Annotated in this window: 28 protein-coding genes, 3 tRNA genes and 1 pseudogene; 11 read left to right on the forward strand and 21 right to left on the reverse strand. The window is 69.4% G+C overall.

The annotated features are described in order from the left end of the window. Position 1 precedes the first annotated feature (1 nt). Complete coding sequence (locus tag BKA15_RS12965; protein ID WP_179751351.1) at positions 2-748, forward strand: VOC family protein; 747 nt, start codon at positions 2-4, stop codon at positions 746-748. On the opposite strand, the gene BKA15_RS12970 is transcribed toward BKA15_RS12965, so the two are convergent. From BKA15_RS12970 to BKA15_RS12990, 5 genes are all read right to left on the reverse strand, one after another. Next, the gene (locus tag BKA15_RS12970) at positions 745-1,497 is read right to left on the reverse strand and encodes a sirohydrochlorin chelatase (RefSeq protein WP_312879686.1); all 753 of its coding nucleotides are present in this window, start codon (positions 1,495-1,497) and stop codon (positions 745-747) included. The two genes, BKA15_RS12965 and BKA15_RS12970, sit on opposite strands and share 4 nt — an antisense overlap. Next, the gene (gene rpmG / locus BKA15_RS12975; RefSeq protein ID WP_179751355.1) at positions 1,452-1,619 is read right to left on the reverse strand and encodes a 50S ribosomal protein L33; all 168 of its coding nucleotides are present in this window, start codon (positions 1,617-1,619) and stop codon (positions 1,452-1,454) included. The genes BKA15_RS12970 and rpmG overlap by 46 nt, the downstream gene beginning before the upstream one ends. A gap of 56 nt (positions 1,620-1,675) precedes the next feature. Beyond that, positions 1,676-1,749: transfer RNA gene (locus BKA15_RS12980), tRNA-Met, on the reverse strand. A 42-nt stretch (positions 1,750-1,791) separates the two neighbouring features. Further along, positions 1,792-1,864: transfer RNA gene (locus BKA15_RS12985), tRNA-Thr, on the reverse strand. A gap of 183 nt (positions 1,865-2,047) precedes the next feature. After that, entirely contained in the window at positions 2,048-2,677 is a 630-nt protein-coding gene (locus tag BKA15_RS12990) for a TetR/AcrR family transcriptional regulator (protein WP_179751357.1), read from the reverse strand. Between the two features lie 62 nt (positions 2,678-2,739). Between BKA15_RS12990 and BKA15_RS12995 the strand changes: the two genes are divergently transcribed. Both BKA15_RS12995 and BKA15_RS13000 read left to right on the forward strand, forming a co-directional pair. Beyond that, positions 2,740-4,122, forward strand: a complete 1,383-nt coding sequence (locus BKA15_RS12995; protein ID WP_179751359.1) for a DHA2 family efflux MFS transporter permease subunit — start codon at positions 2,740-2,742, stop codon at positions 4,120-4,122. A 23-nt stretch (positions 4,123-4,145) separates the two neighbouring features. Next, entirely contained in the window at positions 4,146-4,904 is a 759-nt protein-coding gene (locus BKA15_RS13000; protein WP_179751361.1) for a class I SAM-dependent methyltransferase, read from the forward strand. Here BKA15_RS13000 and BKA15_RS13005 read toward each other — a convergent pair. Continuing rightward, positions 4,871-5,686 (reverse strand): phytanoyl-CoA dioxygenase family protein, encoded by an 816-nt coding sequence (locus tag BKA15_RS13005; RefSeq protein WP_179751363.1) that lies wholly within the window; start codon positions 5,684-5,686, stop codon positions 4,871-4,873. The genes BKA15_RS13000 and BKA15_RS13005 overlap by 34 nt on opposite strands. Before the next feature lie 224 nt (positions 5,687-5,910). Between BKA15_RS13005 and BKA15_RS13010 the strand changes: the two genes are divergently transcribed. After that, the gene (locus BKA15_RS13010; RefSeq protein WP_246322334.1) at positions 5,911-6,840 is read left to right on the forward strand and encodes a hypothetical protein; all 930 of its coding nucleotides are present in this window, start codon (positions 5,911-5,913) and stop codon (positions 6,838-6,840) included. Between the two features lie 21 nt (positions 6,841-6,861). Here BKA15_RS13010 and BKA15_RS13015 read toward each other — a convergent pair whose 3' ends face one another. Next, positions 6,862-7,455: a TetR/AcrR family transcriptional regulator gene (locus BKA15_RS13015; protein ID WP_179751365.1), complete on the reverse strand. Its 594-nt coding sequence runs from the start codon at positions 7,453-7,455 to the stop codon at positions 6,862-6,864. A 91-nt stretch (positions 7,456-7,546) separates the two neighbouring features. On the opposite strand from BKA15_RS13015, the gene BKA15_RS13020 reads away from it, so the two are divergent. Beyond that, complete coding sequence (locus BKA15_RS13020; RefSeq protein ID WP_179751367.1) at positions 7,547-8,929, forward strand: MFS transporter; 1,383 nt, start codon at positions 7,547-7,549, stop codon at positions 8,927-8,929. Between the two features lie 23 nt (positions 8,930-8,952). Here the strand turns inward: BKA15_RS13020 and BKA15_RS13025 are convergent, their stop codons facing one another. Next, positions 8,953-9,360 carry an HIT family protein gene (locus BKA15_RS13025; protein ID WP_179751369.1) on the reverse strand — a complete coding sequence of 136 codons (408 nt, stop codon included), beginning with the start codon at positions 9,358-9,360 and terminating at the stop codon, positions 8,953-8,955. A gap of 503 nt (positions 9,361-9,863) precedes the next feature. Beyond that, entirely contained in the window at positions 9,864-10,166 is a 303-nt protein-coding gene (locus tag BKA15_RS34845; protein ID WP_218871284.1) for a 2-dehydropantoate 2-reductase N-terminal domain-containing protein, read from the reverse strand. A gap of 178 nt (positions 10,167-10,344) precedes the next feature. Between BKA15_RS34845 and BKA15_RS13035 the strand changes: the two genes are divergently transcribed. Then, positions 10,345-11,760, forward strand: coding sequence for an ATP-binding protein (locus BKA15_RS13035; RefSeq protein ID WP_179751371.1), 1,416 nt, complete (start codon positions 10,345-10,347; stop codon positions 11,758-11,760). Here the strand turns inward: BKA15_RS13035 and BKA15_RS13040 are convergent. Beyond that, the gene (locus tag BKA15_RS13040; RefSeq protein WP_179751373.1) at positions 11,757-12,596 is read right to left on the reverse strand and encodes a Gfo/Idh/MocA family oxidoreductase; all 840 of its coding nucleotides are present in this window, start codon (positions 12,594-12,596) and stop codon (positions 11,757-11,759) included. The genes BKA15_RS13035 and BKA15_RS13040 overlap by 4 nt on opposite strands. Positions 12,597-12,689: 93 nt before the next feature. Then, positions 12,690-13,244: a DinB family protein gene (locus BKA15_RS13045; protein ID WP_179751375.1), complete on the reverse strand. Its 555-nt coding sequence runs from the start codon at positions 13,242-13,244 to the stop codon at positions 12,690-12,692. A 106-nt stretch (positions 13,245-13,350) separates the two neighbouring features. Between BKA15_RS13045 and BKA15_RS13050 the strand changes: the two genes are divergently transcribed. Next, entirely contained in the window at positions 13,351-14,319 is a 969-nt protein-coding gene (locus BKA15_RS13050) for a helix-turn-helix transcriptional regulator (protein ID WP_179751377.1), read from the forward strand. On the opposite strand, the gene BKA15_RS13055 is transcribed toward BKA15_RS13050, so the two are convergent. Beyond that, positions 14,298-14,504 carry a hypothetical protein gene (locus tag BKA15_RS13055; protein WP_179751379.1) on the reverse strand — a complete coding sequence of 69 codons (207 nt, stop codon included), beginning with the start codon at positions 14,502-14,504 and terminating at the stop codon, positions 14,298-14,300. The two genes, BKA15_RS13050 and BKA15_RS13055, sit on opposite strands and share 22 nt — an antisense overlap. Before the next feature lie 30 nt (positions 14,505-14,534). Further along, on the reverse strand, positions 14,535-15,008 hold the full coding sequence (locus tag BKA15_RS13060; RefSeq protein ID WP_179751381.1) for an alpha/beta fold hydrolase: 474 nt from the start codon (positions 15,006-15,008) through the stop codon (positions 14,535-14,537). Between the two features lie 46 nt (positions 15,009-15,054). On the opposite strand from BKA15_RS13060, the gene BKA15_RS13065 reads away from it, so the two are divergent. Next, positions 15,055-15,534, forward strand: coding sequence for an NUDIX hydrolase (locus BKA15_RS13065; RefSeq protein WP_179751382.1), 480 nt, complete (start codon positions 15,055-15,057; stop codon positions 15,532-15,534). 6 nt (positions 15,535-15,540) lie between these two features. On the opposite strand, the gene BKA15_RS13070 is transcribed toward BKA15_RS13065, so the two are convergent. Both BKA15_RS13070 and BKA15_RS13075 read right to left on the reverse strand, forming a co-directional pair. After that, positions 15,541-16,038, reverse strand: coding sequence for a GNAT family N-acetyltransferase (locus BKA15_RS13070; RefSeq protein WP_179751384.1), 498 nt, complete (start codon positions 16,036-16,038; stop codon positions 15,541-15,543). Between the two features lie 43 nt (positions 16,039-16,081). Beyond that, complete coding sequence (locus tag BKA15_RS13075) at positions 16,082-16,675, reverse strand: class I SAM-dependent methyltransferase (protein ID WP_179751385.1); 594 nt, start codon at positions 16,673-16,675, stop codon at positions 16,082-16,084. 147 nt (positions 16,676-16,822) lie between these two features. Between BKA15_RS13075 and BKA15_RS13080 the strand changes: the two genes are divergently transcribed. From BKA15_RS13080 to BKA15_RS13090, 3 genes are read left to right on the forward strand one after another with little or no spacing between them, the layout of a single operon-like run. Beyond that, positions 16,823-17,455: a dihydrofolate reductase family protein gene (locus BKA15_RS13080; RefSeq protein ID WP_179751387.1), complete on the forward strand. Its 633-nt coding sequence runs from the start codon at positions 16,823-16,825 to the stop codon at positions 17,453-17,455. Positions 17,456-17,499: 44 nt separating this feature from the next. Then, the gene (locus BKA15_RS13085; protein WP_179751389.1) at positions 17,500-17,985 is read left to right on the forward strand and encodes a GNAT family N-acetyltransferase; all 486 of its coding nucleotides are present in this window, start codon (positions 17,500-17,502) and stop codon (positions 17,983-17,985) included. 7 nt (positions 17,986-17,992) lie between these two features. After that, positions 17,993-18,673, forward strand: coding sequence for a Pr6Pr family membrane protein (locus BKA15_RS13090; RefSeq protein ID WP_179751390.1), 681 nt, complete (start codon positions 17,993-17,995; stop codon positions 18,671-18,673). An 18-nt stretch (positions 18,674-18,691) separates the two neighbouring features. On the opposite strand, the gene BKA15_RS13095 is transcribed toward BKA15_RS13090, so the two are convergent. From BKA15_RS13095 to BKA15_RS13120, 6 genes and pseudogenes are all read right to left on the reverse strand, one after another. After that, complete coding sequence (locus tag BKA15_RS13095) at positions 18,692-19,240, reverse strand: hypothetical protein (RefSeq protein WP_179751392.1); 549 nt, start codon at positions 19,238-19,240, stop codon at positions 18,692-18,694. 418 nt (positions 19,241-19,658) lie between these two features. Next, a complete protein-coding gene (locus tag BKA15_RS13100; protein WP_179747560.1) occupies positions 19,659-19,856 on the reverse strand; it encodes a hypothetical protein in 198 nt (65 codons plus the stop codon). A gap of 104 nt (positions 19,857-19,960) precedes the next feature. After that, positions 19,961-20,812, reverse strand: a pseudogene (locus tag BKA15_RS37265) (phosphotransferase); the annotation flags it as partial. A 16-nt stretch (positions 20,813-20,828) separates the two neighbouring features. Beyond that, positions 20,829-21,392, reverse strand: a complete 564-nt coding sequence (locus BKA15_RS13110; protein ID WP_179751396.1) for a nucleoside/nucleotide kinase family protein — start codon at positions 21,390-21,392, stop codon at positions 20,829-20,831. A 109-nt stretch (positions 21,393-21,501) separates the two neighbouring features. After that, complete coding sequence (locus BKA15_RS13115) at positions 21,502-22,080, reverse strand: DinB family protein (RefSeq protein ID WP_179751398.1); 579 nt, start codon at positions 22,078-22,080, stop codon at positions 21,502-21,504. Between the two features lie 103 nt (positions 22,081-22,183). Then, positions 22,184-22,265: transfer RNA gene (locus tag BKA15_RS13120), tRNA-Tyr, on the reverse strand. Positions 22,266-22,281: the final 16 nt, after the last annotated feature.

Here is a 22,281-nt window from a genome sequence, read left to right on the forward strand (position 1 = left end):
CATGATCGCCTGGCTGACCGCCTTTCTCGACGGCCCGGCCGAGACGTTCGGCGCGGTCGTCCGGTTCTGGCAGCGGGTCACCGGGTCCGGGCTGTCGGCGTACCGCGGCGATCGCGGGCAGTTCGCCACCCTGCTGCCACCGGACGGCGACTCCTATCTGCGGGTCCAGCTGACCGAGGCGGGCGAGCCGGGCAACCATCTCGATCTGCACGTGGCCGACATCGGCCGGGCCGGTGACCGGGCGGTGGAGCTGGGGGCGACGATCGGCTTCCGGGAGCCGGGGCTGATCGTCGCGGCCTCGCCGGGCGGGTTTCCGTTCTGCCTGGTCACCCATCACGGCGAGCGGTTCCGGTCGCTGCCGTACGGGCGGCCGGGGTCGCTGGTCGATCAGCTCTGCCTCGACATCCCGACCGAGCGGTACGACAGCGAGGCCGTGTTCTGGTCCGAGCTGACCGGCTGGCCGCACCGGCCGGGATCCCGGCCGGAGTTCGGCTACCTGGCCCGGCCCGACGAGCTGCCGCTGCGGATCCTGCTGCAACGCACCGGCGACCCGGCCGACAGCCCGGTCCGGGCCCATCTGGACCTGGCCTGCGCCGATCGCGAGGCGGAGGCGGCCCGGCATCAGGAACTCGGCGCGGAGCGGTTGGCCGACGGCCCGCACTGGATCACGCTGGCCGACCCGGCCGGCCGGCGCTACTGCGTCACCGCCCGCAATCCGGTCACCGGCCGGCTGTCCCGCCGGGCCTAGGACGCGGCGAGGGCGGCCCGGTAGCGGGCGTAGATCACCGGCGCCAGCCGGTTGCCGAGCGGCGGCAGGATCCGGACGTCGTGATCGGCGGCGGCTGTCTCGAGCTGGTTCAGCAACAGGCCGGGCGACACGAACAGCGGCAGCACGGTGAGCCGCTCGACCCGGCCCAGCTGCTCGTCGGCGCGCGGGTCACAGGTGGCGAAGGCGGCGAAGTCCCAGCTGCCGCGGTGGCTGCCGAGCCGGGAGGCGAGGGCCATCACGGCGGCGTTGGCGTCGGGGTCCGACGAGCCGACGGCATAGAGCAGCACGACCGACTCTTCCTCGACGTCGGCCTCGGTCAGGGCGTCGACCAGGATGGCTTCGATGTCGCCGCCGGTGCCGAGGATCTCGGCGGTGACGAGGTCGAGACCGGTGTCCTGCGCAGCCTTGCGTACGGTCTCGGGCAGGTCGACCCGGGCATGGAAGGCCTGGGTGAACAACAGCGGCAGGACGATCGCGCGCCGGTGGCCGGCAGCGGCGAGGGCGGCGGCGACCGTGCCCAGATCGGGCTCGGTCAGATCGAGGAAAGCAGTGCTGATGTCGATCCGCTCGGGACCGGACTCAGCGGCGACCGCGGCCGCCAACTGGTCCAGGGCCGCGGACACGCCGGGATGCCGGCTGCCGTGGGCAACCAGAACCAGCGGGACCGACGGAATGGGCGAGCTCAGCGGGTCTCGCGGTGCGCCTGATGCTTCCGGCAGCGCGGGCAGAACTTCTTCAGCTCGAGCCGGTCCGGATCGTTCCGCTTGTTCTTCTTGGTCAGGTAGTTGCGTTCCTTGCACTCGGTGCAGGCGAGCGTGATCTTCGGCCGCACGTCGGAGCTCTTGGCCATGACTTCCTCACTTTCGCCTGGTGCAGGCGCTTGCTGACTTACCTTGGATCAACGGGTAGCGGGGGCGGGATTCGAACCCGCGACCTCACGATTATGAGTCGTGCGCTCTCACCAACTGAGCTACCCCGCCACGGTCTCACATCTCCACCGTACGGCGGCGACATGACTCCCGAGCCCCCATGCGGAATCGAACCGCAGACCTTCTCCTTACCATGGAGACGCTCTGCCTACTGAGCTATAGGGGCGAGTCCTACCACGGCACCGATCACCCGGCGCCGACGCACAAAGATACACACCCACCGGCGTTCAGCGCGAATCCGTTCCGAAGGTCGCGGAACGAGGAGGGTGGTGTCGAGCGATGGTCGTGGCGAGCGCCGTCCAGTGCGTGCCTGGGCGTCGCTCGCGGCGACCACCGCTGACACCACCTCCTAGGCCCGGTACGCACGCAGAAACGCGTGCACTCCGGCCTGCACGGACGCCCGGACGACCCGATCTTCGCCGCGGTCCGTGCCGAGCCGGGTGAGCTCCGGCATCTCGGCTCCGATCAGGGCGAAGAACTGTTTCGCCGCGAGCTGCGGGTCGTCGATCTCGAGATAGCCGGCGTTGGCCAGCATGGCCAGCCGGCCGGCCAGCGCCTCGATCATCGGCTGCGCACCCCGGGACCGGACGATCGTGAACACCTCGGGGTCCCGGTTGATCTCGGCATACAACTGGCGCTGCAGCGAGCTGGCGCAGCTGCTGCGCTGGCACTCGACCAACTCCACCGCGACCTCGTGCAGGCTCTCCTCCCAGCCCGGACCGACGTCGAGCGCGATCGCCGCGGCGTAGGACTGCTCGTTGATCTGCCGCGCGCTCTCCGCCAGCGACTCCCGGAACAGCTGCTCCTTGTTGCCGAAATGGCTGTAGACGGTCGGCTTGGAGACTCCGGCCCGGGCCGCGATCGCGTCGATGCTGGCCCGCGCGTAGCCCTCGTCCGCGAACAGTTCGGCGGCAGCGTCGAGGATCGCCTGGCGCTTGCCCAGGCCGCGCGTCGTCGGTGTCGGAGCAGCCGTTGCCATGAACCCACTGTACCGCATCGCACGATTGACTTTACTACTCGGTTTAGTTTAGTTTCCTTGCCATGACAGTAGATTCGGTACGGGAAGCGCCGGCGACCCGCCTCGACCGCACGACGACGCTGATCGTGGTCGCCCTCGCGGCCGCCGCCCTGATGGCCGTGCTGGACGGCACCGCCGTCGCCGCCTCACTCACCACCCTCGGCACGACGTTCGACGCGAATGTGGACACCGTCGTCTGGGTCACCGTCGGGTACCTGATCAGCGCCGGGCTGGCGCAGCCGCTGGCCGGCTGGGCGGCGGACCGGTACGGCGGTCGCACCGTGTTCCTGATCGGGCTGGCCGGGTTCGTGGCCGGGTCGATCCTGGCCGGGTTCGCCTGGTCGATCGGCGCCCTGATCGCGTTTCGGGTACTGCAGGGATTCGGTGGCGGCCTGCTGGAGCCGTCCGCGCTGGCGCTCACCGCCCGGAACGCGCCGGCCCCGCTGGTCGGCCGCGTGATGGGCACCCTGTCCATGATCATCAACGTGGCGCCGATCCTCGGGCCGCTGTTCGGCTCCGCCCTGGACGCCGACCCGTGGTGGCGGCTGATCTTCCTGATCAACGTGCCGCTCGGCCTGATCGTGTTCCTCGCCACAGTGCGGCTGCTGCCCCGTGATCGTCCGGCCGAGAGTTCGCGCGGGCCGATCGACCTGGTCGGGCTGATCCTGCTCCCGGTCGGTTTCGTCGCCCTGTTGTTTGCGCTGAACCGGGCCAGCGCAGGCACGCCGGCCTGGATTTCGATCTTGCTCGCGGTGGTCGGTGTGCTGCTCCTGGCCGGTTATGTGCGGCACGCCCGGACCACGACCCGCACCCCGGTGCTCGACCTGCGACTGCTCCGGCACCGCGGCTTCGTCGGCAGCCTGATCGTGATGGCCATGGTCGGGTTCACCATGTTCTCGCTGGTGATCGGACTTCCCTTGTACGCCGAGCAACTGCACGGTCTGCACGGCATCGCCCGCGGACTCTTCGTCTGCGCGCTCGGGGTCGGGCTGATCGTCTCGATGTCCAACGGTGGCCGGATCAGCGACCGGACCGGACCGCGAGTCCTGGCCCGAGCCGGAGCCGCGGTGACCGCGGTCGGGCTGACCGCGTTCGCGGTGATCAACTCCTTCGCCCCGGTGCCGGTGCTGCTCGGTCTCATGATCGTCATCGGACTGTCGTTCGGCCTCGTCGCGGCGCCGTCATTCGCCAGCGTGTACCGGGTGGTGCCGGCCGAATCCACCGCCCAGGCGACCGCGTCCCTGTTCATCGTGGTGCAACTGGCCGCCTCGACCGGCGTCACGGTGGTCGGCGTGATCACCGGGCTCGGCCCGATCGGCTACTCCCTGATCTTCGCCCTGCTGGCCGCCTCCCAGCTGATCGCGCTCGTCGCGACCCGGCTGCTGCCCGGGCGTCCGACCGGCTGAGCCGGCCGTGACAGCATGGCGGCATGAACGAGCACACCAAGATCAACCAGGCGTTCTGGGACGAGGTCGCCCCACACCACGCCAGGTCCGAGTTCTACGCGGTGGAACGCTTCGTGGCGGACCCGGACCGGCTGGCCGAACCGGAACGCGGCGAACTGGGTGAGGTCGCGGGGCGCTCGATCTGCCACCTGCAGTGCCACATCGGACTGGATTCGCTGGCGCTGGCGTACCGGGGCGCAGAGGTGACCGGGGTCGACCTGTCGGCCGAGTCGCTCAAGATCGGCCGGGAACTCGCCGCCAGGACAGGGATTCCGGCCACCTTCGTCCAGTCCGACGTGCTCACCGCCGCGGACACCCTCGCCACCCGCTACGACATCGTGTTCACCACGCGCGGGGTGCTCATGTGGGTCAGCGATCTCACGGCCTGGGCCCGGACCTGTGCCCGGCTGCTCCGGCCGGGCGGCGTCTTCTACCTGCTCGACGTGCACCCGCTGGCCATGGTGCTGGAGGAACGGGATCCCGGGTTCCGGCTGACCGGGAGCTACTTCGGCGGCGAGCCGAATGTGGTCGAGGCCGACGCGTCGTACGCGGTGCGCGATGTCGGGCTGACCCACCGGGAGACCCACGAGTGGGTCCATCCGGTGGGCGCGGTGGTGAGCGCGCTGATCGAGGCCGGGATCATGATCGACTTCCTGCACGAGCACCCGGCGCATGATCAGGCGCCGGGAACGGCCGGCCTGCCGGCGCTCTACTCGGTCCGCGGCCGGCTCGCCGGTTCCTGATCACGATCGTGACCGATCATGGTGGTGGCCATGAACCGCGGCACGGCGCCGCGGTTCGGTGCGATGCAGTGGAAGGTGTCGCAGTGCATCAGGTACGCGTCGCCGGCCGCACCGGTCACTTCGGCGACCCGGAGCCGCACGCCGCCGATGCTGCCGCCGTCGATCATGAACCGCCTGATCCGCTCCGGAGCCGACTCGTCGAGCTCCGGCCGCCACAGCTCGCGCAGCCAGCGGTCCCGGCCGAGCCGCTCCCGCAGCCGGCGCGGGTGCGGGCCGTCCTCGGTGTCCCTGATCAACGGGCCGACCAAGCGATGCGACCCGGTCAGCACCAGCGTGCCGCCGCCGCCCGGTGCCAGGTCGTCGAGGATCATGAACAACTGGACGGCACGCGGATCGGGCGTACCGGTGAGCGGCGTGAAATCGTTGTGCCACACGCCCTTCGGCACCGTCCACGGATGGTCCGCGGTCCCTGGGAACGTGATCAGCAACCGGCCCCAGCGCCGTGGTGGCGTCCATCGCCCGGCGCCGAGCAGGCCGTCCAGCGCGGACTTGATCGCCGGGCTGCCCAGGGCGCGGAACTCGGGACGTCCGGTGATCGCCCGCAGCCCGGTCGGGCGGTCGATGGTCCAGGTCTCCGGCCGGTCCCGGGTCAGGCCGTGGGCTCGGCCGAGGTGATCCCAGATCCGGTTCACCATCGGGACCGTCGCCGAACGGTCGATTGCGCCGGGCAGCCGGAGCAGGCCGGTCCGCCGGAACTCGTCGCGTTGATCGTCGGTGATCATTCGATGCCTCCTGTACGCGGTCGCGCCTGCCCGGAAACACGAACGCACCCGGAGCCTGGGCCGCCGGACGGGCGTGCTGAAACCCGTCCGGGGCTCCTGGCTCCGGGTGCGTCCAAGACTGCGGCGCTACCCGGGGCAGGTCTGTCCCGACGAGCGTAACTCCGGCCGAACCCTTTCCGCCAAAGGTTTTCGCCATGATCATCCGCGCGGGCTACCCTGACCGCGTGGAGCCACTCCCCGACGCGCTGACGCTGGCCAGGTTCAGCCTGGCGCAGCAGCATCCGGTCACGGCCGGCTGGGCCGATGATCAGGTACGCCTCGCCGGCCTGGCCGCCGAGCACGAGGACGACCTCATGCTCGCCACCGATCTGGAAGTGGCGACGATCCGCCGGGACCGGTTCGCGCCGGACCGCCCGATCGAGGTGATGCTGAACCGGTGGCTGCCGGCAACGCCCGACCTGATGGTGATGCTGAGCATGCGTTACGAGGGTGGCGATCCGAGCCTCCCGTTCGTCGATGCCTCGGTGCTCAGCCGAGCCGTCACGATCGATGATCTCGAACCGCTGACCGAGGCCGCGCGGCGGACCTTCGGCGACCTGAGGCCGCTCTACCTCAGGATCTGGAGTGCCGAGCCTCATGATCATTTCCCGGGTGCCGACGGTGACAAGCGGTTCCTCGCTGCGCCGCTGGACCGGCTCCGCGACGCTGAGGTAGCGGAGGGATTGCGGCTGGAGCCGACGACCTCGCTGGAGCACTATGCCGAGGCCGAGGCGGCCTACGCCGCGGTCGATGCACGTTTCCCGTGCCATCCCCGCCAAGCGGCGATCGCCGGCCGGGAGCAGCTGCAGGAGTTGCTCGAGGCCGGTCTGTTGTTCGACGTGATCGCGGACGACGCCTGGATCGGCTACGCCGCCGTCAAGGCCAATGGACTGCTCGGTTTGCCGGGCTACACCGTCTCGGAACTCGTGCTCACCGAGGCCGGCCGCGGCCGGGGTCGCGGCCGCTCGCTCAGCACCCTGCTCGCCCGCGCGCTGCCCGGCGACGACCTGGTCCTGATCGGCACGATCCACGCCGACAACGTCGGCTCCCGGCGGGGTGCGCTCGCCGCCGGCCGGATCGACATCGGTGGCTGGTTCGACGTACCGCTCAGATAGTGGCGGTTCAGGTAGCGGCGGTCAGGTGAACCGCGGCTGCACGACACCGTCCATGGTTGCCGCGATCAGGTTCGGCACCTCGGACCGGTCCAGCCGGCCGGCCGAGACGTCGGCGGCGGCGCCCTTCATCAGGTAGTGCACGACGTTGGCCAACCAGGCCGCCGAAAGGTCCTTCCGGAACACGCCCTCGGACTGACCGCGCCGGATCAGGTCGATCAGGCGCCGCTCGGGCTCGGCGTGCATCTCGTGCACCCGACCGGGCGGCAGCAGTGCCTGGGCCGCTACCAGCACTGAGCCGGCCTGCGCGGTGAGCAGCCAGCTGGACTCGATCAGTGCCGCGAGCACGTCCCGCGGGTCGCCGGTCAGGTCGATCCCCCGGAGGGCCTCCTCACCCCGTTCGAGCAGCCGGGTCAGCGCCGCCTCGACCAGCACCTCGCGGGACGGGAAGTGCCCATACAGGGTGACCCGGCCGACGCCCGCCGCCTTGGCGATCTCGGCCATGCTCGCCTCCGGATTCGTTCCCAGACAGGAGATCGCGGCCTCCAGGATCCGCTCGACGTTCTGCTGGGCGTCAGCCCGGAGCGCCCTGGTCCGCTGTTCCTGAGTGCCCGCCATACAGATTCCTCGCTCGCTAACTTGAACACTGTTGTTCGGGTTATGCTATCGTACATAACCTGAACATCGATGTACGACTTAAGGAGTTCCGATGACTCACCTGGCCTCCGCCCCGGCCGGAACCGGGGCGCTTCCGCATCGCTGGCGGATCCTGTGGATGGTCGGCATCGCTCAGCTGATGCTGATCCTCGACGTGACCGTGGTCGCGATCGCGCTGCCGCACGTGGGCACCGACCTCGGGCTCGCCCGGGAGACCCTGACCTGGGTGGTCAGCGGTTACACCCTCGCGTTCGGCGGGCTGCTGCTGCTCGGCGGCCGGGCGGCCGACCTGTTCGGCGCCAGGCGGCTCGTCCTGATCGGGCTCGGCCTGTTCGCGGCGGCGTCGCTGACCGCAGGCCTCGCGGTCTCCGGACCGATGCTGCTCGCCGGCCGGATCGGCCAGGGCGTCGCCGCGGCGATCCTGTCGCCCGCCGCACTGTCCCTGGTGGTGACGATCTTCGACGGCGAGGAACGCAACAAGGCACTCGGGATCTGGTCCGCCCTGGGCGGCACTGGTGCCGCCCTCGGCGTCCTGCTCGGTGGCCTGCTCACCGCCGGACCCGGCTGGCCCTGGGTCTTCTTCATCAACGTGCCGGTGGGCGTGATCCTGCTCGTCCTGCTGCGTCAGCAGCTTCCGGCCCAGCCGCGGCCGGCGACCCGGGGCAAACTCGACGTGATCGGTGCCGCCCTCGTCACGGCCGCGACCGGCGCGCTGATCTTCGCGCTGATCCGGGCCGGTGATCACGGCTGGCTGACGCCGACCACCATCGGCCTGATCGGCGCGTCGGCCGTGCTCTACGTGATCTTCACGGTACGGCAGCTGCGCACCCCGAGCCCGCTGATGGACATCCGGCTGCTGACCCGCCGGCCGGTGGCGACGGGCACTCTGCTGATCATGGTCGCCACCGCGCTGATGATCATGGTCTTCTTCCTGGGCACCTTCTACCTGCAGGACTACCGGGGCTTCAACCCGCTGATCACCGGCCTGCTCTTCCTGCCGGTCGCCCTGGCCACCATGGCCGGCGCCCAGCTCGCCGGCCGGCTGCTCGGGCGGGCCGGGCCCCGGGCCCTCGGCCTGACCGGCCTGCTGGTCGCGGCCGCCGGCATGGCCCTGCCGGCGTTCGTCCCCGGGACGGTGGCGCTGGTGATCGGGGTCGCGGTCGCGGCGGCCGGCACCGGAACGCTGTTCGTGGTCGCCTCGGCGACCGCACTCGGCCAGGTCGAGCCGGAGCAGGCCGGCCTCGCCTCCGGCATCGTCAGCACGTTCCACGAGTTCGGGGCGTCGCTCGGCGCGGCGGTCGTGTCCAGCATGGCGGCGGTCAGCATCGCCGGCACCTCCGTGGACGGCTTCGGCCGCGGCTTCCTGACCGGAGCCGTCGTGGCCGTGGTCGCCGCCGGGGCCTTCCTCCTGCTCACGCCGAAGAAGGCGGCCTGATCAAGCACCGGAGCGCCGGCACCTCAGCGGAGGTGCCGGCGCAGCCGTTCGACAAGATCATCGACATCGCCCTGCGGCGCGCCGGGCCACGGTGGCCACCACGGTGCGTCGTCCGGCGTGCCGCGATGCCGGGCGAAGACGTGCTCGTGGAGATGCGGCACCGCCAGCCCGGCCACGAACGAGTGCACCGCGAGAACCTCGAGCTCGGCCCGCAGCGCCCGCGCCAACCGGCTCCGGACCACGCCGATCGCAGCCGCCTCCGCGTCGGTCAGGTCGGCGGGTCCGGCGACGTGGCGACGCGGCTCGATGAAGACGTACCCCAAGGAGCCGGAGGCGCGATGCGCGACGTGGATCACCTCGTCCGCGAAGATCACCGGCCCGACCAGGTCGCCTTCGCCTCGGTGCTTCCGGCAGATCGGACACTCCCTCATCCCGGCCTCCTCCCCCTGCATGGTCGCAATCCCGGGCCGCTCCCCCGAATCCGCGACCCGTCCTCGCATCCGCGACCGTTCCAAGAATCGCAGATGCGAGGAACGGTCGCGGCTGAGTCTGAGGATCAGAAGACGCGTCGCGCACAAGCCCGGAACCGATCCGGGCCACCAGGCCCATGCGACGCCCCGCCAGATCCGCGCCGCCTTCTCACGTCAGCGACCACTGCAGCAATCGCGGACGCATCGAACGATCGCGGCTCGTCGACCCTCCGGAACCCCGCGCGAGCCCACCCAGATGCGCGACTCGTCGTCGCATCCGCGACCGCTGTAACAGTCGCGGAACCGTCGAACGGTCGCGGCTGATCCGAATCGCCTCGTCCATCGCCAGAGCCAGGCAGCGCCGGTACCGTCGGTCGGACAGCTCGGTGCGCAGCGGCAGCCCGGACAGGGCGCGTTGATCGCGTTGTTGGGGTTGAGCAGCAGCTTGGCCCACTGGACCGGCCTCAGATCCGGATGCTCGCGCACCTGCAGCGCGGCCCGCCGGACCCCTTCCCGGTAAGGGCCGAGAGCCGGATCGGCCGGCATGCCCACGCCCGCCGGAGGTGGCGATGTGGAACCGCCCGTCGGCCCCGGTGCACGACGTTGAACGGCACCATCCCGGCCAGCACGGTGCGGCCCGGCAGGGCAGCCCGGAGCAGGTCGACGTTGCCCAGCCCGTTCTGGAAGCTGATCACCACCGCGTCCGGTGCCAGAGGCCGGGCCAGTTCCGCGGCCACGTCGCGGGTCGCGACGGACTTGACCGTCACCAGCACCAAACCGGGTCCCGGGCGGCACGCCCCGCTCGGTCGACACCGGTACGTCCGCCACGGCCGACCGCCGGCGTGCAGCCGATGCTCCCCGCCCGTACGCGCAGACGATTCTGGAGGCACCGAACGTCGATCAGGCACCATGGACGAGGATCCGAACGCCGGAGGGAGGGAGATCATGGACGAGCCGGTCGGCTACTTCGACCTCAACATCGAGGAGGTCCTGGAGCACTGGCCGACGTCGTTCGCCGTCCGGGAACTGATCGCGAACGCCCTCGATGAGCAGGCGATCACCGGCACGGCCGCGCCGGTGATCAGCAAGGACGGCGACGCCTGGGTGATCCGTGACTTCGGCCGCGGTGTCCGTTATCAGCACCTGACCCAGAACGAGAACCCCGAGAAGCGGCGCCACGACGACGTGATCGGCCAGTTCGGGATGGGCCTCAAGGACGCGCTCGCGGTCTTCCACCGACGCGGTGTCGAGGTCATGATCAGCTCACCGTACGGCGATCTCAGCACGTCGCTCCGAGCCAAGGAAGGCTTCCCGGACATCCGGACGCTGCACGCCGGCGTGGCGCCGCCGACCCGGCCCGACGAGCCGGGGACCATGATCAGGTTGCGCGGCGTGACCGACGACGAGGTCGCGGCGGCCCAGCGCTACTTCCTGCGCTACAGCGGCGATCGCCTGCTGGAGCAGACCCGCTACGGTCAGGTGCTGGCCCGGCCGGACGGGCAGCCCGCGAACATCTACGTCAAGGGACTCCTGGTCGCGCAGGAGGAGAACTTCCTGTTCTCGTACAACATCACGAGCCTGACCCAGAACCTGCGCCAGGCCCTGAACCGGGAGCGTAGCAACGTCGGCCGGGGTGCCTACACGGACCGGGTCCAGGCGATCCTCAAGCAGTGCGGCTCGGCCGATGTCGCCCGGCCGCTCGCCGCAGACCTGGAGAACTACCGCACCGGCGGCATGCACGACGAGTTGGCCTGGACCGAGATCAAACTGCACGCCTGCCGGGTGCTGGCGAGCCACGAGCAGGTCGTCTTCGTCACCGCCGGCCAACTCGCCTTCGGCGGCCCGCAGGTCGAGTACGCCCAGGAAGAGGGCTACCGGCTGGTGCTGGTGCCGGACGATCTGGCCAGCAAGATCAGCAAGCTGCAGGATCTCGAGGGGCGGCCGATGCTCGACCTGGACGCCTATCGCGAGGTCTGGAACGACAGCTTCTCCTTCCAGTTCGTCGATCCCGCGGACCTGACGCCCGCCGAATCCAAGGTGTACGGGCTCACGGAATTGATCATCGACGCCGCCGGAGCCGAGCCGGCCCGGATCGGGGTGGACGAGATCTTGATCTCGGAGACGATGCGGTTGTCCGAGAGCGGCCGGACGATCTACGGCCTCTACGACCCGGTCGAGCGGCGGATCGTGATCCGTCGCGACCGGCTCGCCACACCGGCCGACTACTGCGGCGACCTGCTGCACGAACTGACCCATGCCTCCAGCGGCTACACCGACGGCACGCTCGACTTCGAGGAGGCCCTGACCGAACAACTCGGCATGATCATGGCCGAGTTGTTCAAGGCCGGACGGGAGGTCTAGGTGAGGTCGATCCAGCTGCCGCCGGCGGCCAGCGAGCTGTCCGCGGCGGCATGCACCGCGACCAGTTCCACGGCCTGCTGCGGCGTCTGATCGGGGGTCACCCCGGCGCAGAAGTCGAGGTAGACGCCGAAGGTCCGGCGATAGAAGCCCGGGTAATCGGCGACGGTCGCGGTCCGCCACTCGCCGCCGACCCGATATCCGGCCGTCCAGCCCAGCACGTCGCCCGCGTTCGCGCCGCCGTGGCAGTCGACCGAGATCCGGTGGCTCCCGTAGTCCAGGGTGAGGTTGCGGTCCTCGGCGGTGCCGGTGTCGATCACCCGGCGCACGCCGAACCCGCCGATCCGGGTGGCCACGGCCAGCGTGTGGATCCCGTACCCGGCCCAGGCACCGTAGCCGCGCGCGAATCCGGACTCGATCGGGCCGCCCGACGGCGCGTCGGCGAGCTCGGCCGCGTACCGCAGCGCCGAACTGCTGAAGATCGGCGTCCCGTGCTCGGCAGCCTGCTCGAAGATCATCCGCGCGTCCTCGACCCGGTCCGCCAGCACCTTGTCGAACACCACCGGCTTGCCCGCCGGCAGCGTCTGCTCCGCGAACCCGGCATGGGCGTCGAGGTTGTCCGGCGCCAAGATCAAGAGCGCGTCGGCCCGGTCGACGACCTCACCGATCGAGTCCGCCCGCGGCACCTGGTTGCGGTCGCACCAGTCGTCACCGGGCGCCGGGTCCGACTCGTACGCGATCAGGTCGACGCCGCGATCGGCGTACGTCGAACGCAGCAGCTTCAGGAACACGTCGGCGTGGTAGTTGGCCAGATGATGATCGACGAAGCCCAGCTTCATCAGGTCCCCCTCGTCCGGACGGCTCGGGCCGATCGGGTCACGATCGGACTGTTTCGATCATGGGACCTACCGGCCCGCGCGGCCCGGTGATCATCAGCCCATCGACTTCTGGCCGTCGATGGACTCCCGGATGATGTCGGCGTGGCCGGAGTGCTGGGTCGTCTCCGCGACGATGTGGACGAACACCCGCCGGGCCGACCACTCGCTGTCGCTGAACCAGGGCGCCTTCGGCAGCGGCTGGATCGCGTCCAGCGAGGGCAGTTCCCGCAGCAGGGCGTCGGTCCGGGCTGCGACCTCCTCGTACTCGGCCAGCACGCCGGCCAGCGTCTCGGACTCGGTCAGCCGGAAGCTGTCGGCGAACTCCGCGTAGTCCTCCTCGGTCCAGTCCGCCCAGTCCTTGTCGTTCGACTGCATCGAGGCCGGTCCCTCGACGATGAACGTCGCCCAGTTCCGCTCGACGTGCAGGACGTGCTTGATCAGTCCGCCGATGGTCAGTTCGCTGGCGGTGCTCCGGGTCCGGGCCTGGTCGTCGGTCAGCTCCCGCGCGGTGAAGCGCAGGAAGAACCGGGCCTTGGCCAGGGCGTCGAGGAGGTCACGCCGCTCGCCGGACAGGGTCTCGGTGGCGGTGGCGATGGTGGTGGCGGTCATGGTGTTTCCTTCCGAACTTCCCTCGGGCCGTTCCCTCCGGGCTCACCAACGACATTACGAACGATAGTTGCCACTTCCTGTCCTCAATTGCGAGAATCCTGGGGAGATGGCCAACACGAGTTCACGGACCCTCCGGCTGCTGTCGCTGCTGCAGACGCACCGTTACTGGTCCGGCGAGGAGCTGGCGGACCGGCTCGAGGTTTCGGTACGGACGCTGCGGCGCGACGTGGACCGGCTGCGCGACCTCGGCTATCCGGTCCAGGCCGATCGCGGCGTCGGCGGCGGCTATCAGCTCGCCCCCGGAGCGTCGCTGCCGCCGCTGGTCCTGGACGACGAGGAGGCGGTGGCGATCGCGGTCGGGCTGCACGCCGCCGCCCACGGCTCGCTGACCGGAATCGCCGAGGCGTCGGTACGCGTGCTGGCCAAGGTGATCCAGGTGATGCCGGGACGGCTGCGGCACCGGGTCGAGGCGGTCCGGTCGGCGACGGTCGCACCGACCTGGGGCGCGCCGGCCAGCACCGATCCGGAGACGCTGGTCGTGCTCGCCCAGGCCTGCCGCGACGGCGAGCGGGTCAGCTTCGCCTACCGCACGGCCGACGGCCGGGCCGGCACCCGCCGGGTCGATCCGGCCCAGCTCGTCCAGATCGGCCGCAGCTGGTACGTCGTCGGGTACGACCTCGATCGCGGCGCCTGGCGCAGCTTCCGGCTGGACCGATTGCAGCACCCCGAGCGAACCGGGAAGCGGTTCGCGCCCCGGCAGGTGCCGGGTGGCGACGCGGCCGCCTTCGTCGAGGCCGGCCGGCGCCGCGCCGGCCAGCACAAGATCACCGCCGAGCTCGCCGCCGACGCCGACTCGGTCCGCAAGATCATCGGCGAATGGGCCGACGCGACGCCCGTCGATGATCATCGCTGCCGGGTCGAGCTCAGCGCCGACTCGCTCGAATGGGCCGCCTGTGCCCTGGGCCTGGCCGGGGCGGAGATCCTGAGCTGTGACTCCACCGAACTGCTCGCCGTACTCCGGAACTGGTCCGACCGGTTCGCCGCGGTGCCTGCCTACCAGCCGGCCGGAAACTGATCATCGATCCACGCCGTCACGGCCGACACGGTCGCGGCTCGGCCCGCCCCCGTGTCGCCTGGCCCCGATGTCCGATGATCAAGGTCGGGTACGTCCAGGCAGTCGCAACCGCAGCCGCGCAGCACGGGCTTCAGCCTGCGGAACATCGGCCAGGCCGGATCCTCGGTGCCCACGTAGATCAACACCGGTCTGCCCAGGTCACGCAACTCGACGTGTCAGTCGAACCGGCGACTGGCTCGCCAGAACTCCAGCGACGCCTTGGGCAGCCGCGGCTCCCGCTCCAGTCGGCGCATCGTCGCGTCGTTCGGGTGACCGATCAGTGAGGTGCCGCCCAGGATCAGCCCCCGAGCCCGTTCGTTGCCCCGGGTCGCCATCGCCGCCATGAACGCCATCTGCGAGAAACCCCACGCGACGAACTCCGCCACTCCTTCGTGATCGAGGACGGCGAGCACCTGCCGGTCGATCGAGCCGAACGCATACTCCTCCGGCCGATCGCTCGCCCCGAACCCGACCGGCTGGATCTGCAGCACCCGGAACCGGTCGGTGAGCAGTTCGACCGGGCCGAAGTCGAGCGGACGGCGGTTGTTCTTGATCATGACGATGGCCGGCCCGGCTCCGGCCGAGCGGTACGCCACCGCGGCGCCGTCGACCTCGAGCCGCCGGTGGCCGTCGTCCCTCACGCTCCCCACCTGAGGCAGGCTATTCCCTGCCACCGACAAGGGAGCTGATCAGCGGATGAGACTGCGCGAAGCCGTACGAGGTCTGATCGTCGATCCGGCCGGCCGGGTGCTGCTGGTCCGGTTCTGGTGGGAGGGCGTCGATCCTCCGGGCGGCTTCTGGGCCAGTCCGGGCGGCGGCATCGAGGGTGACGAGACCAGGCTGGCCGCGTTGCAGCGCGAACTGCTCGAGGAGACCGGCCTGGTCCTGGAGGCACTCGGGCCGGAGATCTGGACCAAGACGGCGATCTTCCCGATGAGCCGGTGGGACGGCCAGGTTGATCACTTCCACTTGATCAGGACCGCACCGTTCCGGCCGGCCCCCGGCATGTCCGTCGAACAACTCGCCGCCGAGGGCGTCCACGAGATCCGGTGGTGGACGCCGGACGAACTCGCCGCAGCCGAGGCGACGTTCTCGCCGCGGGCGCTGCCCGAGTTGATCAAGGAGCTGACCAGGACCGGCCCGCCCGCGACACCGATCCCGCTGTCCGGCTTCTGACCTCGATCAGCCGAGCGGAATGCTGGTGCCGCGATAGTCGGGCACCTCGTCCACCAAGGGGTACGCCATCGCCGCCGGCATGTCCGGCCCGACGCCGAACGTCATCGCGCCGGTGAAGCCGAACCGCGGATAGTACGCAGGAATGCCGACCAGGACGATCAGCGGCTCGGCGCCCCGTAGCCGGGCCAGCCGCTGCGCCTCGACCACCAGCCGGCCGCCGATCCCCTGCCGCTGCCAGGCCGGGTGGACGCCGAGTGGTCCGAGTTGCAGGACCGGCGGCATCACCTTGCCCCGCAGGGTTTTCCGGGCCAGCAGACAGTGTCCGACGAGCTGATCACCGGCCTCGGCGACCAGGGACAGTTCGGGGATGAAGTCGGCCGAGGCACGGATCCTGGTGATCATGTCGACCTCGACTTCGCGCCCGTCGAACGCCAGCCGGGTCAGCGCGTCGATCCGCTCGACGTCGGCGGCGCGCTCCGGCCGGATCCGGACCTGGTCGATCATGATCGACACCGTAGGCGCGGGCGACCGGACGCGCCACGGGTTTTTACCCGGGGCTGTGCACCAGGTAGCGCTCGTCGGTGATCGGTCCACCCCAGTAGGCCGGGTCGTCCAGTCTGCGTAACTCCAGGTTTCGGCCCTGCTCCCGTACCAACTGGGCGCAGGCGTCGGCCGCCAGCCCGGCACCGGTGGACCAGCAGCCCTCGATCAAGATCAACCGGCCCGCCGGAGTGAGCAGCCGAATCCAGTTCGCCAACGCCGTCGGCGGGTTGGGCATCGCCCACAGCACATGTCTGGCGAGCACCACGTCGAAGGTTCCGGCAGGCAGCGGCGGCACGGAAGCGTCCGCGACCAGGAACTCGGGCGTCGGCGTCATCGACCCGGCCTTGGCCCGGGCCCGCTTGATCATCTCCGGCGCGAGGTCGATCCCGGTGACCCGGTGTCCCGCCTCGGCCAGCAGGACCGCCAGGCTGCCCGTACCGCAACCGAGGTCGGCGACATTCTGCGGCTCCGATCCGACCAGCGGCACCAGCAGTTCGCGCCAGGCCGCACGGACCTCGGGGTCGCGCAGTCCATGATCAGCCGCATCGTCGAACCTCGGCGCCTCGCGGTCCCACAGCACGCTCAGTTCTTCCGTCATCCCGCCATGCTGTCGTACCGCACCGACAGGACGATCCGTATTGATCAAGATTCCTGATGCGTGCCTCGCGATATTGGCATTGGACGTCATGCCCTCCGGCCCTCAGGATCGTGATCAGAAGACAGTTCCTCCGAAAGGACCACTCTCATGTCCGCAGTGCGCGTGCACAACTTCTCGATCTCGATCGACGGCTTCGCCACCGGCGAGGGGCAGGCTGCCGATGCTCCGTTCGGCCACGCCGGCGAGCGGCTTCACGAGTGGATGTTCGCGACCCGGTCCTGGCAGGGCGAGGGCGGCAGCATCGGTGCCGACAACGCGTTCGCGGAACGGCACGGTCCCGGCATCGGCGCCGAGATCATGGGCGCCGGCAAGTTCGGCCCGCCGAACTGGCAGGACGATCCCGACTATCGGGGCGCCTGGGGTCCGAACCCGCCGTTCCATGCGCCGGTCTTCGTCCTCACGCATCGGCCGCGGCCCTCGATCGAGATGGAGGGCGGCACCACGTTCCACTTCCTCGACGCGTCGCCCGCGGAGGCGCTCGATCGGGCGCGGGAGGCGGCCGCCGGCCAGGACGTACGGCTCGGCGGCGGCCCCACGGTCGTCCGGGACTTCGTCAACGCCGATCTCGTTGATCATCTGCACGTCGTCCAGGTGCCGCTGTTGCTCGGCCGCGGCGTCCGGCTGTGGGACGGGCTGGAGGCGCTTGAGGAGAAGTACGACATCGAAGCCGTCTCCACCCCCAGCCGGGTCACCCATCTGACCTTCACCCGCAGACGCTGAAACTCGATGGTGTCGCGGCGCTCGCCCTGGCAGAGTCCTTGATCATGTCGAGCATCGAGGGTCTCGAGATCAGAGCGTTCCGCCGCGACGACGTCGACGGGTGGGCCCGTACGGACCTGCAGCGCCGGCACCTCATCGATGGGCTGGAGAATTCGGGCGGCTACCTCGCCGCCGTACTGCCGACGGGCCGGGTCGTCGGCAAGATCGGCATTCGGTACGACGAGCAGCCCGGCGCCGGCACCGTGCTCCAGTTCGACGTCGTCGAAGAGTTCCGTGATCAAGGCATCGGGACCGCGCTCCTCCGCCGGGCCGAGCAGGTGATTCGTGATCATGGTTGCGACCGGGTCACGCTCGGGGTCGAGGAGACCAACACCGACGCGATCCGGTTGTATCGGCGCCTCGGCTACCGGGAGTTCGGCACCGAGGTCTCGGAGTGGGACCAGGAAGCACCCGACGGGACGACTTATCGCTACCGATGCCTGTGCCTGCTGATGTGTCGCACCCTGTCCGGCACGCCGTCTCCGCCATGATGACTCCATGATCTCGGCATCCGTCGACACCGTCGGCGATCAACGCGTCGTGGCCCGCTGGGGCCATGGGCTCGCAGCGGCCGTGGCGGGGGCGGGGCTGGTGATCCAGCTCGGCCTTCTGTTCGCCGGCGGCAGCGATGTGAACTCCGGTGCGGACAGCGGGACGATCCCGCTCGGGGTCAGGCTGCTGCGGTTCTTCAGCTACTTCACGATCCAGAGCAACATCGTCGTACTCGTCGCCGCCATCCTGCTGGCCCTGCGGCCGGCCCGGGACGGCACGATCTGGCGGATCGTCCGGCTGGACTCGCTGCTCGGGATCGTCACGACCGGGATCGTGTACGCCACGATCCTGGCGCCGCTGGTCCACCTCGAGGGGACCGCCTTCGTCGCAACCTTCTTGTTGCACTACCTCAGCCCCTGGCTGTTCCTGGCCTGCTGGATCGTCGCCGGACCGCGGCCCCGGATCACCTGGGGCACGGTCGCCGGCGCCTTCGTCTGGCCGGTCGCCTGGATCGCGTACACCTTGATCCACGGGGCGATCACGAACTGGTATCCGTACCCGTTCCTGAACGTCGCCGCCCTGGGCTTTCCGACCGCGTTCCGCAACATCGTCGTGATCTTGGTGGCCGCCGGAGTGCTCGCCGTGATCTTCCGCCTCCTGGACCGGTTGCCCGCCTTCAACCGTTGAGCCGAAAGGGATTCCGGTTCACGACTTCCGGAGGGCGCCCGATGGTCCTCGCCGAAACCGGGCGAGGCCCTGGAAGAAGCGGCCGTAGGAATCCAGGGCGGTCTCCACTCTCGCCTTCTCGCCTCCGAAGAGACCCACCCGGAGGGGAGCCCAAGACGAGCCCTGCGACCGAAGGTCCTCCTGCCATGACGCGACCGGACCCGAGCCCGGAGCGGCGTTCCGGTCGAGCGCCCGGCCGATCCAGCGCGGCGGCATCATCCCTCGCAGCCGCCGGCCGGGAACGACGGTCCGGCTCGAAGCAAGGTCCGCGGACAGCGCACCGAGCATGGCTTCGGCACGTGAGAATTCGGTCGAGTACAGGTCGTCGTCCGGAAGCTGATCTTGGAACGTGGGTCGCAGCACGGTGTGCAGCCACTCCGAACCCGGCTCCCGATATCTGCGTCCCGGAGTCCGGAAGTACTCCAGCGCATCCTCGGCGCCCTCCCCGGCCAGCGTCGACCGAGCCAGGACCTGCGCGATCCAGTCGTTGTCCATGAAGGGTGCGTACGGATCCGTCGCTTCGATCAAGGAGCAAGGCTCGTGGTGATATCTGGCTTCGACGGTCGGATCAACCACCAGGGCTTTCAAGATCGCCCACCTGCCGTCGGCCGTGCAAGCCAAAGCTGCCGTCATGATCGAAGCGAGCCCCGGAATGTTCCGCATGGTTCGCGGCGCGGTCCCGTGATTCTCATGATCCTTTCCGGCCAGCACGAGGAGCTGGAGTCCGGCGATCCAGGGATCCAACGTCGCCGGTTCGGCTGAGCGGCAGGCCGCCTGCAACGCGTGACCATAGGGTTCGGTGAGCTTCCAGTAGTCGCGGGCGAGCCGAACGGCCTCGAGCAACCGTGCTTCGGGGTCAATCTCGGTGAGGCTGGCCGGAAAACGATCCGCACGATCCATCTCCGCGACAATCCTGGCTGCCTCCCCCGCTCCCATGGCAAGGATCCTAGGCGTCTCCGGTCCCGGCTCGCCCGAGTTGATCAAGAATGATCCGAAGCCGACCGGACCACGTCACAAGATCAGTGAGGTCGTCGGCGAACGAAGTGATCAACTCCTCGGCCGTCCGGTACCGCTCCGATTCCGGCCCGAGCCCGTTGTCGACAACGGCCTCGATGTTGCGCAGGATCCAGTCGAGCTCGGCCATTTCGATGCTGAGAGCCGACTCGTCGGCCGGTTCGGCGGTGCCCCGGCACCGCGGTAGGCCGCCGCGAACTCCCGGAGTTGCTGCTCCGTCCGAGTGAAGGACGCGGCCGCCGTGACCAGCTCGACGCCCGCCACGACCGGGCCGGCGAAGTCCCAGTCGGTGATGATCAACCGTCCGTCGGCGTCCAGGACCGCGTTCTTGGGATCGAAGTCGCGATGACTGAGCTGCATCGGCCGGCGCTGCCGTCGAAGATCATCAATCTGATCGGCCAGCCGTCGAACGAGCGGAGTGATCGCGACCAACTCGTCCACCCAAGGCTGCCCGGCTGCCCGGCTCGCCGCGACGGCCCGCGCCCAGCGATCTTGGTCGGGCCCCTGAAGTTGCGACGTATCGCCGCCCGGAACCTGCAGCGCATGGAGTCGACCCAACACCTGCCCGGCCGAAGCGGCGATGCCGTCGGTTCCCACGACCTGTGAAGCGGGCGTCCCGAACACCCACTCATGACACCGCGCCATACGGACGCCGGCGCGCACCGGAAGCTCGGCGAGGACCTCCCCGTCGCGGGTCAGGACGGGTACCGGCGCCGCGATCCCATCCGCGAGGACCCATTGCTCGAAGAAGATCGCCCGGAGCAGCACCTGCAGGCGCGACGACGACAGGTTCGGCGGAAACAACTTCACCGCAAAGGCGCCCCGACGGGTCCTCACCCGATACACCTCGTTCGACCAGGCCTCGGCCACCGCAACCGGCGACTCGATCGGATCACCGAGGTCGAACCGCCGCAGCGCGAGTTCCAGATCAGCAGTCACCACGGTGAGCCCTCCATGAGGTCTTGAGTGGATTTCCGCCGTGTCCAGAGCGTGGTGCGGATTCGGCATCCGGGCGACCTCACGGCACGACCGCTGTGGATTTTCGCCGCGACTGACCGGCGGAAACTCACCACTCAACTCGGCCATCAGGTCTCCGGAAGGCTCACCAGCGCGAGGAACGGAGCCGGTCCGCGAGGATGTGCTCGACCGACTCTTCCGGCGACTGGCCGGTGGTGTCCAGCCACAACCCGCGACGCGGGGTGTCTGCCAGACCCTCCTGAAGCGAGGCGACGGCATCAGCGAGGGTCATGCCGTCCTGCTGCCAATCCCGATAGGAGTTCGCTCCACCACGGAGCAGCTCGCGCTCGACGATCGAGTCGACCGAGGGGACCAGCACGATCAGGTGCCGATCAACCCCGCAGGTCGAGAACGAGTCCATCCACGTGACGACGTCGGGACCCAGGATGATGTCGGAGCAGACGAAGTCGAAGTCGGCATCAACGTAGTGCCGGCCCACGAGCACGGTCGCCTGGTACCGCAGCCGAAGCTGACGCAACGCCTCCGGCTCGGGCGTCGGCGTCATTCCGACCCGACCGGCGACCACCCCGCGGTAGAAGACATCGCCGTCAACCGTCACCGCCCGCGGCCCGAGACGGCTGGCGAGCAGCGGAGCGATCGTGGATTTTCCCGCGGCCTGTATCCCGGTGATCAACACAACCTTCGGCACGCCCCAACCTCATCAGCGCGAACCCCTTGCGTCCAACGAATTATCTTCGAGGAGGATCGCGGACGTGGAACTTCGACGCTTCCTCCCGCGACGCCCAAGGACTAGCGACTCAACGTTCGGCGGCCGCGCGGGCGGCGGACTCCAATCGGGCTACCCAGGCTTCCCAATCCCAGTCAGCTGCGTCGGGCAGTCCGGTGGCGTTTCGCTGGCCTCCGGCGGTGCCGTCGATCATTTCTCGCACGATGTCGACCTGGCCGAGATGGCGTGAGGTCTCGTTGATCATCATGGCCATGATCGCGCCGAGCGTTGTCTTCCGACGATCCTCGTCCCACCACGGAACCGATCCCACGGAGTCCAGATCGAGCGTCCGGATCGTCTCGTCCGCGTGGGCCGAGGCACGTCGATAGAACCCCTTGATGTATTCGGCGCTCTCCTCCGGCGTCGCCCACATGTCGCCGCCTTCCCAGACCGTTCCATCCTCGAAGCAAGCCAGCCGCTCCGGAGCCGGACGCCCGAAGGTCTCCCCGAGGTACCCGTACTCCTCGGCCGCGACGTGCTTCACCACCCCGAGCAGGTTCGTGCCGGTCCGCGTCATCGGTCTGCGCAGGTCGTACTCGCCCAGGCCCTCCAGCTTCCACAGGAACGCCTCACGGTTCCCTCGCAGCGCTGACCACAGAATCTCCTTCATGCAGGCAACCCTCGCAAGCACCACTGACAACCGGTCGACGTGACCGAACGCGAACGGCCTCCCACCAGGCGCGAGTCCTAGTAAGAGGCCGTTTCTACGGGTGTGGCAGGTGTTGGATTCGAACCAACGTAGGCGAAGCCGACGGATTTACAGTCCGCTCCCTTTGGCCACTCGGGCAACCTGCCGTGCTGACCAGGTCAG

Origin of the sequence: Microlunatus parietis (assembly GCF_013407955.1) — a bacterium.
Taxonomy (GTDB): Bacteria; Actinomycetota; Actinomycetes; order Propionibacteriales; family Propionibacteriaceae; genus Microlunatus; species Microlunatus parietis.